The organism is Pseudomonadota bacterium (assembly GCA_011049115.1).
Taxonomy (GTDB): Bacteria; Desulfobacterota; Anaeroferrophillalia; order Anaeroferrophillales; family Tharpellaceae; genus DSCM01.
Map to the genome: position 1 here is coordinate 1 of DSCM01000103.1, position 2630 is coordinate 2630.

Annotated in this window: 3 protein-coding genes; all 3 read left to right on the forward strand. The window is 55.2% G+C overall.

Annotated elements, in window-relative coordinates; translation table 11 throughout:
- On the forward strand, nucleotides 1-642 hold a 642-nt coding region (locus ENN66_09340; GenBank protein HDS16787.1), incomplete at its 5' end, for a GNAT family N-acetyltransferase.
- A complete protein-coding gene (locus tag ENN66_09345) occupies nucleotides 635-1897 on the forward strand; it encodes an ATP-grasp domain-containing protein (protein ID HDS16788.1) in 1263 nt (420 codons plus the stop codon). The genes ENN66_09340 and ENN66_09345, both read left to right, overlap by 8 nt.
- The coding region (locus tag ENN66_09350) for a decarboxylase (protein ID HDS16789.1) at nucleotides 1894-2630 on the forward strand (737 nt) is incomplete at its 3' end. The genes ENN66_09345 and ENN66_09350, both read left to right, overlap by 4 nt.

The following is a 2630-nucleotide window of genomic DNA, read 5'->3' on the forward strand; positions in this document are numbered from 1 at the left end:
CGGCTGCGCTATCTCCAGGATGACAGGCAGTTGCCGGCGCACGACCTGACAACGGATGAAATCAACTATTCACTGCGACCGCAAAGCTATCAACATTCATCGACAAATTACCTCGAGACTTTCAACGGCAAGAGCCGGAAAAAGTTGCTGCGAGAGGTTGAAAACTTAAAAAAATTGGGGCCGAATTTTCGCCTCAACCATTTTCCCGATGTAGAGCGCATGTTCAGTCTGAACCTGGCCGCCTACCGGGAAAATTCTTATTTTTATGATTCTCGTTTTCTGGCCTCATTCACAAACCTGGCGGAAACTTTGCGACAAAATCAAGGTTTTCGACTGGTCACGGTTATAATCAAAGACATCATCGCGGCCGTTGATCTGGTTGCGGTCTGGCAGAATCACTGGACGGTCCTGGCCGGCGGCACCAACCCGGAATTTCCCGGAATCGCCAAGCTTATAAACCTTTATCACATTGAGGAAGCCTGCCGGCAGAAAATCGCCCAGGTCGATTTTCTCTGCGGCGATTTCAACTGGAAAGAACGCTTTCATCTGACCCCCCAGCAACTCTACAAAATTGACCGGGGATTTAAACCCACAAGACCGGAAACCGACACCGGCAGCGACACCGAAGACCACCATGACTGAAAACCGAACCCTGGTCGTCGGCACCACCCCGGACTATGTCGACTGGCTGCGCCGGAAAAATCCGGGTCGTTTACTGTTTCTCAGTGACCGCCGCCTGCGGGAACAAGCTCAGGAATGCCCGCCGGAACCCGGCGAAGAGTTGCTTTGCGAACTCACACAAGCAGAAGGTTGCCGCGACCAGCTTAAGCGATACCTTAAAAACAACCCGCTGAAAATCGACGGCGTGGTTTGCTACGACTGCGAGGCCCTGCCTCTGGCCGCCCACCTGGCAAAAGATTTAGACCTGCCTTTTGCCAGCCCGGAAGCGATTCGACTTTGCCGTGACAAGCATTTAAGCAAATCAGCCTGGCGACAGCACCTGGTCAGCTGCCCCGAGTCCCGGCGGCTGACCTCGGATCAAGCCGCCGCAGAGCTGTTGGCCGAGAGGGAGCAGGCCTGGGTCTTCAAACCCGCCTGCGGCGGCGGGAGCGAACTCGTTTATCTGGTCAAAACACAGGCGGCCGCAAAAACCGTTTTCCGGGAAATAATGGAGGCCCTCAAACAGACTGAAAATCAGCTTCTGTTCTGCGATGCGCAACATCTGCCGACGGCGATCATCGCCGAGGAATTTATTGACGGCCGTGAGTTCAGTGTCGATTTCTGTTTGGAAGAAAATCACCTCGAAATCCTGCGCCTGACTGAAAAAATCGCCCGGCCGGGTGATAATTTCGGCACGATTCGCGGCTACGGACTCAACCCCGCCGAGCTTTCGGCCGCTTTCGACGAGCGACTTAAAACTGAGCTGCTCGCGGCGGCCAAGGCTTTATTGTTGCAGCGGGCTCTAGGCATGGCGGACTTCATACTGAAAGAAGGAAAGCCGGTTTTCCTGGAAATCACTCCGCGGCCGGGCGGGGATTGTCTGCCCGCCCTGTTGCAGGCGGCCGGACCTTTCGATATCCTCGAAGCGGCGCTCAATTTCGCCCGTTCTGATACCACCGTGAATAAACGTCCCTCTCTGCGCCCTCTGGCGGCCTTGCGTTTTCACGCCGAACGCGGGGGTCTGATCAGGCAAATTGACAATCAGACTTTACTGCGGGATCAACGCGTTCTCACCTGCCACTTGGGACGCAAGGTCGGCGACAGAGTGACCATGCCTCCCCAAAATTACGATTCATGGCTGCTGGGCTACCTCATTTTCGCACCTCGCGCCGATAAGGATCTGGCTCAACAATGCCATGAACTCCATGCTTTACTGAAGGTAGAGATTGAACCATGAGCTCAACCATCGCCGGACAAAATCCTTTTACTGACACCGACTGGCCGGATCCGGAAGAACCCGAGTTTCCGGAGCAGGAACTGCGTTACTTCTGCGCGGCTCATTTCGCCAGACGGGCAGAATACCTCAAACCTTTAAAGACGCAACCTGCTCCCTTTTTTCTTTTCGACCAGGCCAGACTCCGAGAAAACGCTCACCGCTTTCAGGAAAGCTGTGCTTTATTTTTTCCAGCAAATATGGTTTATTATGCCGTCAAAAGCAACCATCACCCGGCGCTGGCGGCAACCCTGCTGGAGGAAAACCTGGGCCTGGATGTCTCCAGCGGGGTCGAGCTCGGCCTGGCCCTGGAACTCGGTGCCCGGGAAATCATCTTCAGCGGCCCCGGCAAAACCGACCCGGAACTCGATCTGGCCTTGGCTCATGCCGACCAGACAACGATTCTAATTGATAGTTTCGGAGAACTGGAACGTCTCGAAAAAAGGGCCGCCGCCGCCGCGACCTCCGTCCGCTGCGGCATTCGTCTGACCGCTGCCGGCCATCGTCGCTGGCGGAAATTCGGCATTCCTACCACGAGACTGCCCGAATTCTGGAAAAGGATCAAGTCCAGCCCTTACCTTGACCTGCAGGGACTGCACTTTCACTCCAGCTGGAATCTGACCCCGGAGCGTCAGCTTGCCTTTATCAGTGAACTCGGCAGAACTCTTTCGACCATGCCGCAAGAGTTTTGCCGGCA